The organism is Methylobacterium sp. WL120 (genome assembly GCF_008039465.1).
Classification (GTDB): Bacteria; Pseudomonadota; Alphaproteobacteria; order Rhizobiales; family Beijerinckiaceae; genus Methylobacterium; species Methylobacterium cerastii.
Genome location: NZ_VRUT01000213.1, coordinates 1 through 6,400, shown reverse-complemented (window position 1 = coordinate 6,400; position 6,400 = coordinate 1). Strand labels below are relative to the sequence as shown.

Sequence of the window (6,400 nt, the reverse complement as noted above, 5' to 3'; positions counted from 1 at the left end):
GGGCGGCGCCCGCCAGGAGCGCAGCGCGCGCGACGCGGCGCATCCTCAACGGCTCGCGAGGCTGCCGGTGGTGGCCGGCGCCTCGGCGGTGGCGGCGCCGCGCACCCAGCGGGTCGCCTCGATGATGTTGGTGCCGACCGTGGTCCGCACCGAGATCCGGATCGGCACCAGCATCCGCGTTCCCTCGACGGGCGCGAGCCAGACCGACATGTCGCGGTTCTCCTCCATGAAGCGCACCCCCGGCCGGTCCGGCCGGTGGCCGGCCACCGCCTGATAGCGGGCGTTGCAGACCAGCACGGGGCCGGAATAGCCCGGCTTCTCCACCGCCCTGGTCTCGCCGTAGCTCAGCACCACGTTGAAGCGGGTCGCGCCGTCGAAGACCGGCAGCGTGCGGTTGCAGTTGTCGGGGTTGGTCTGCTCGCCCGAGGCCTGGGCCGGCATCAGCAGGGCGCTGGCCGGGTCCATGATCCCGCGCTTGTTGGCGGCGGTCACCGGCACGCGGTCGTCCACGTCGACGAGCGGCGGCGTCACCTCGGACTGGGTGACGTTGCCGTGGGCGAGCGCCATGCGCACGGCGATGCCGGAGTTGGCGGTGCGCGTCGCGATCGAGAAGGTGTTGGGCTGCGGCGCGGCGGCGATGATCCCGGCCGAGCGGGCCGAGCCCTGGCCGCCGGTGATCGCGCCGACGAGGCCGGTCAGCGTCGCCGAGACGTCGACGCGGTACTTCGCGCTCTCGAAGGTGCCCGCCAGCCGCGCGGTGCCGATCGGCAGGCCGGCGAGCGCGATGCCGTAATCGACGGCGATGCTGGCCGGCGCGGCCTTGCGCTCGCGCGCCTCGGCCGGCGACAGGGCGCCGGCGCCGAGGGCGGCGACGAGAACGAGGCGCATCAGTGGGAAGGCGCTGCGGTTGGGGCGGGCGCTCATGGTCCGAATCGCATCCTCACGAGGTCGTCCGGGCGCCGGGCCCGACGACGCGGCGCCCTGGGGCTGCCCGGGGGTTCGTTATCGAAGCGACATGGTTAACAGGCCGTTCCGCCGACGCCCAGGGTCCGGGGGCGCGCCGCGGCGCGAGGGCGCCTGCGTTCAGCCTGTCGCGCTGCGTGCGCCGGCGCCTTCATGACGACGCGATGTCGGGTTTCGCCTTGACGGTCGCGGGCTGTCTCGCCTATAGGCCGCCACTCAGACACGACTGCGCAAGGCCTGGAACGACGTTCGGGTGGGGCTGGCCAGTCGGCGCACCCAGCCCATGAGGGCGGGTCGGGATCGCCCAGGAACGAGACAGGATAGCGTTATCATGGCACGCCGCTGCGAACTCACCGGCAAGGCCGTTCAGGTCGGCCACCTCGTGAGCCATTCGAACCGCAAGACGAAGTGCCGGTTCCTGCCGAACCTCTGCAACGTCACGCTGACCTCGGACGCGCTGAACCGCCGCGTGCGCCTGCGCGTCACCGCGCATGCGCTTCGCTCGGTCGAGCACCGCGGCGGCCTCGACGCCTTCCTCGTGAAGGCTCACGAGGTCGAGCTGTCGCAGACGGCCAAGCTGCTCAAGCGCGAGATCCACAAGAAGCTCGGCGAGACCGCGGCTCCGGAAGCCGTCGCCGCCTGAAGCCCTCGCCCTCGGGCGACGCGAGATCATGAACCGCCGCATGGACCCCCATGCCGGCGGTTTTTTCGTGCTTGCCACGGCGTTCGCCGGCGCGCCGCTCGACGCGATCAAGGGCGCGGCGGCCGTGCTGATGGTCGGCGACCACGTCGACACCATTCTGCTCGACGGCCACGCCGTCGCCCTGTGGCGGCTCGGGCGGATCGCCTTCCCGCTGTTCTGCGTGGTGTCCGTGCTGCACGTCGTACGCGGCGCCGATCCCGGCCGCTACGTGCTGGCGCTGCTCGCCCTCGCGGTGCCGACGCAGGCCATCTACGCCGCCGCCTTCCCCTTCGGCACCACCGAAGGGTCGATCCTGTTCACCCTGGCGGCGGGCATCGCGTTCGCGACCGCGCTCGACCGGGCGGGCACCGGGCTTCGTCATGCGGCCCTGGCGCTCGGCCTCGCCGTAGTGCTCCTCGCCCCCGCGCTCGCCAAGACGGCGGTGGATTTCGGCCTCGCCGGCATCCTGCTGCCGGCGGCGATCCTTCTCGCGCTTCGCGAGCCGCGCGCCTACGGCGCCTGGCTCGTCGCGGCGGTCGTTGGGCTGAACTGGCACGGCTGGCACCCGCGGGGCGAAACTCCCTGGATCTCCGCCCTCATCGACGCCGCGACGATCCTCGTCGGCGTCCCGCTGGTGCTCTTCGTCGCCCTGCGGCTGCGCGGCCGGCCGCGCTTCCTGCCGCCCTACGCGCTCCAGGTTTTCTACCCGGGGCACCTCGCCGTGCTGGTCGCGCTGCGGGCGCTGACCTGAAGCATTTTCGAGCGAGGTGGATGCCGGCTCGCGTGAAGACAATGCGATCACACGGTCAGTAAGGGCATTTCCGTGATCCGGGGATCATGGAAAATGCTCTCAGGCGTTAGCGCCGGCGTCCGCCGAAAGCCCGCATCGGGGCACGGCCGCCGGCATCCTCCTCGAACAGCTCGGCGAGCTTTTCGGTCATCGCGCCGCCGAGCTCCTCCGCGTCGATGATCGTCACGGCGCGGCGGTAGTAGCGGGTCACGTCGTGGCCGATGCCGATCGCCAGGAGTTCCACCGGCGAGCGCTGCTCGATCTCCTCGATCATCCAGCGCAGGTGCCGCTCGAGGTAGTTTCCGGCGTTGACCGACAGGGTCGAATCGTCGACCGGCGCGCCGTCCGAGATCACCATCATGATCTTGCGCTGCTCGGGCCGGGCCAGGATGCGCTTGTGCGCCCAGTCCAGCGCCTCGCCGTCGATGTTCTCCTTGAGCAGCCCCTCGCGCATCATCAGCCCGAGGTTTTTCCGCGCCCGGCGCCAGGGCGCGTCGGCCGACTTGTAGACGATGTGGCGCAGGTCGTTGAGGCGGCCCGGTGCGTTCGGCTTGCCGGCGGCGAGCCACGCCTCGCGCGACTGGCCGCCCTTCCAGGCGCGGGTGGTGAAGCCGAGGATCTCGACCTTCACGCCGCAGCGCTCGAGGGTGCGGGCGAGGATGTCGGCGCAGGTCGCCGCCACGGTGATCGGGCGGCCCCGCATCGAGCCCGAGTTGTCGAGCAGCAGCGTCACCACCGTATCGCGAAAATTGGTGTCCTTCTCCTGCTTGAAGGACAGCGGCTGGAACGGGTCGATCACCACCCGCACGAGGCGCGCCGGGTCGATCTGGCCCTCTTCGAGGTCGAAGTCCCAAGCACGGTTCTGCTGGGCGAGCAGCCGGCGCTGCAGGCGGTTGGCGAGCCGCCCGACGACGCCCTGGAGATGCGAGAGCTGCTTGTCGAGGTAGCTGCGCAGCCGCGCGAGCTCCTCGGCGTCGCACAGGTCCTCGGCGTGGATCACCTCGTCGAACTTCGGATTGAACACCCGATAGTCCGGCCCGCGCAGCTCGTTGGCGGCCTTCGACGGCGGGCGCCAGGATTCGGAGGCTTCTTCCGAATCGGCGTCCTCGGATTCCTCCGGAAGCTCGCCCGACGGCGCGTCGGCCGCCTCCTGCGCGCCCTCCTCGATGTCGTCGGAGGCCTCTTCCGAGGTCTCGACCTCGGCGCGGTCGCCCTGGCTCTGCTCCTCGGCGTCGCCCTCGCTCGGGGTCTGCTCGTCGTCCTGGGCCTCGTTCTCGTCGTCGTTCTCGTCGTCCTCGGGGTCGAACGGCGTCTCGTCGGCCATGTCGAGGGAGGACAGCAGCTCGCGCACGGAGCGGCCGAACCCGCGCTGGTCCTCGATCGAGCCGATCAGACCGTCGAGGTTCGGGCCGGCCTTGTCCTCGATGTGTGCGCGCCACAGCTCGACGATGCGCTTGGCCGCCTCCGGCGGCTGCTGGCCCGTCAGGCGCTCGCGCACCATCAGGGCGACGGCGTCCTCCATCGGCGCGTCGGCCCGGTCGGTGATATTCTCGTACTTGCCGCCGCGGTGGTAGCGGTCCTCCAGCATCGCGGAGATGTTCGAGGCGACGCCCGACATCCGGCGCGAGCCGATCGCCTCGACGCGGGCCTGCTCGACCGCGTCGAACACCGCGCGCGCCGCCGAATTCTCCGGCGCGAGCCGGCGATGGACCGTGATGTCGTGGCAGCCGAGGCGCAGGGCCATGGCGTCGGCGTTGCCGCGCAGCACCGCCACGTCGGCGACGGTGAGCTTGCGCGGCGGCTCGGGCAGGCGCGCCTTGTCGCCGGTGAGCGCCGGCCGGTCGGTGGCGTAGGTGACCTCGACCTCGGAGCGCTTGGCGATCGCGCGCAGGCACCCGGCGACCGAGCGCTTCAGGGGCTCGGCGACCGGCTCGCGGCGTTCGCCGGGCTTGCGGTTGGAGATGGACATGGATGCTACTTCTTAACGGAATCGAGGTCGAAGGGACGCTCGCGGATATCGTCCCAATCGTAGGGGCAAGTGTCCGGAAACTCGTCGGGGTCCAGATGGGTCTCGTTGGAGGCCCGATCCCGCGCATCCTGATAGGCGCCGTCCCGCGCCTCGACGATCCGCGACCCCAAGCCGGGATTCTGCTGCAGGATGCGATCGACGCGGCGGCGCTGTTCGCGGATCGCGTAGATCCAGCTCGGCGTGCGATGCTCCGGTTGCTGGTCCCATTTCAGCATGTGCATGAGGAGGACGCGCAGGCAGCTCTGGAGCTGGAGAACTCGCTCTTCGACAACCCCTCCAGCTCCTCGGCGACGTGGTCCAGATCGAGGTCGTCGAACCGGCGGGCGCGCAGGAGATCGGCCTGTTCGAGGAGCCAGCCGTAGAAATCAACTTCGTAACGAGGACGCGACGGAGCCGATCCGCCGGCCTTCGCGACGACGGGGGCGTCTTTCAGGGCCGGCTCACCCATCGCATCCTCTCCATCAAGCTCAGCTCAGCGCGACGTTCATCGCGCTCTCGGGCAGCTCCTTGCCGAAGGCGCGCTGGTAGAACTCGGCGACCAGCGTCCGCTCCAGCTCGTCGCACTTGTTGAGGAAGGTGACGCGGAAGGCGAAGCCGATGTCGCGGAAGATGTCGGCGTTCTCGGCCCAGGTGATCACCGTGCGCGGGCTCATCACGGTCGAGAGGTCGCCGTTCATGAACGCGTTGCGGGTCAGGTCCGCGACGCGCACCATGCGGCTGACGACGTCGCGTCCCTGGTCGCCCTTGTAGTGGGTCGCCTTGGACAGGACGATGTCGACCTCGCGGTCGTGCGGCAGGTAGTTGAGCGTGGTGACGATCGACCAGCGGTCCATCTGGCCCTGGTTGATCTGCTGCGTGCCGTGATAGAGGCCCGAGGTGTCGCCGAGGCCGACCGTGTTGGCGGTGGCGAACAGCCGGAAGGCCGGGTGCGGGCGGATGACCCGCTTCTGGTCGAGCAGCGTCAGGCGGCCGGACAGCTCGAGCACGCGCTGGATCACGAACATCACGTCGGGGCGGCCGGCGTCGTACTCGTCGAAGACCAGCGCGACGTTGTTCTGCAACGCCCAGGGCAGGATGCCGTCCTGGAAGGCGGTGACCTGCTTGCCGTCCTGCAGCACGATCGCGTCCTTGCCGACGAGGTCGATGCGCGAGACGTGACTGTCGAGGTTGATCCGCACGCAGGGCCAGTTCAGCCGGGCGGCGACCTGCTCGATATGGGTCGACTTGCCGGTGCCGTGATAGCCGGTGACCATCACACGGCGGTTGCGCGCGAAGCCGGCCAGGATCGCCAGCGTGGTCTCGCGGTCGAAGATGTAGTCCGCATCGAGATCGGGCACGTGCTCGCTGGTTTCCGCGAAGGCGGGCACCTGGAGGTCGATGTCGATGCCGAAGGTGTCGCGGACGGAGACCGTCCGGTCGGGGAGCATGGCGGGCTTGTCGTCAGAGAGCATACGGAACCTCGTAGGGCGGTCTTCCGACGGGCATCGGATCGAAAGCCGCGCGGAACTTGTCTCGGGCCTCGCCTCGCCGGGCGAACGCCGCCGGGATGCAGGCCCTTCCTTAACCGTCGTCGCGCCGGGGCGCCACAGACGGGCAGGCGTTCAGGGCAAGGCCCACATATAGGTCGGCGTTCGGAGAATTCCGGTCGTTCGCGCGCGAAAACCGCTCGCCGCGTCGCCACGCCCGGCTTTGCATCGATCGTGCCGGCCTCAGCAGAGGCCGGCCGCGCGCAACACGTCGTGCGCCCGGATGATGTCGCGCAGGCGCTCCTCGAAGGAGCGGTCGCCGCCGTTGGCGTCGGGATGGAAGCGCTTCACCAGGGCCTTGTACTGCGCCTTGATCGCGGCGGTGTCGGCCCCTTCCTCGAGACCCAGCACGTCCAGCGCCCGGCGCACGGTCGCCGACAGCTTCGGCCGCGCCGGCTCGGCCGGGGCCT

General features: G+C 70.2%; 6 protein-coding genes and 1 pseudogene. 2 read left to right on the top strand and 5 right to left on the bottom strand.

Features of this window, described 5'->3' with window-relative positions; translation table 11 throughout:
* Window positions 1–45: 45 nt before the first annotated feature.
* Window positions 46–924: a DUF3108 domain-containing protein gene (locus tag FV229_RS24385; RefSeq protein ID WP_147754428.1), complete on the bottom strand. Its 879-nt coding sequence runs from the start codon at window positions 922–924 to the stop codon at window positions 46–48.
* Window positions 925–1,294: 370 nt separating this feature from the next.
* On the opposite strand from FV229_RS24385, the gene rpmB reads away from it, so the two are divergent.
* Together rpmB and FV229_RS24375 are read left to right on the top strand one after the other, a co-directional pair.
* On the top strand, window positions 1,295–1,606 hold the full coding sequence (gene rpmB / locus FV229_RS24380; RefSeq protein WP_147754427.1) for a 50S ribosomal protein L28: 312 nt from the start codon (window positions 1,295–1,297) through the stop codon (window positions 1,604–1,606).
* A gap of 28 nt (window positions 1,607–1,634) precedes the next feature.
* Entirely contained in the window at window positions 1,635–2,396 is a 762-nt protein-coding gene (locus FV229_RS24375; RefSeq protein WP_147754426.1) for a TraX family protein, read from the top strand.
* A 106-nt stretch (window positions 2,397–2,502) separates the two neighbouring features.
* Here FV229_RS24375 and cobT read toward each other — a convergent pair whose 3' ends face one another.
* The 4 genes and pseudogenes from cobT to FV229_RS24355 all read right to left on the bottom strand — a co-directional run.
* Entirely contained in the window at window positions 2,503–4,404 is a 1,902-nt protein-coding gene (gene cobT / locus FV229_RS24370) for a cobaltochelatase subunit CobT (protein ID WP_147754425.1), read from the bottom strand.
* Between the two features lie 5 nt (window positions 4,405–4,409).
* Window positions 4,410–4,912, bottom strand: a pseudogene (locus FV229_RS24365) (DUF29 domain-containing protein).
* Between the two features lie 19 nt (window positions 4,913–4,931).
* Window positions 4,932–5,915, bottom strand: a complete 984-nt coding sequence (gene cobS, locus FV229_RS24360) for a cobaltochelatase subunit CobS (protein ID WP_147754424.1) — start codon at window positions 5,913–5,915, stop codon at window positions 4,932–4,934.
* Between the two features lie 258 nt (window positions 5,916–6,173).
* Window positions 6,174–6,400, bottom strand: a 227-nt coding sequence (locus FV229_RS24355; RefSeq protein WP_147754423.1) for a DnaJ domain-containing protein, incomplete at its 5' end; no start/stop codon positions are given.

Coding starts and splice junctions, on each gene's coding strand:
- rpmB (WP_147754427.1), top strand. CDS start 1,295: ATGGCACGCCGCTGCGAACTCACCGGCAAGGCCGTTCAGGTCGGCCAC.
- FV229_RS24385 (WP_147754428.1), bottom strand. CDS start 924: ATGAGCGCCCGCCCCAACCGCAGCGCCTTCCCACTGATGCGCCTCGTT.
- FV229_RS24375 (WP_147754426.1), top strand. CDS start 1,635: ATGAACCGCCGCATGGACCCCCATGCCGGCGGTTTTTTCGTGCTTGCC.
- cobT (WP_147754425.1), bottom strand. CDS start 4,404: ATGTCCATCTCCAACCGCAAGCCCGGCGAACGCCGCGAGCCGGTCGCC.
- cobS (WP_147754424.1), bottom strand. CDS start 5,915: ATGCTCTCTGACGACAAGCCCGCCATGCTCCCCGACCGGACGGTCTCC.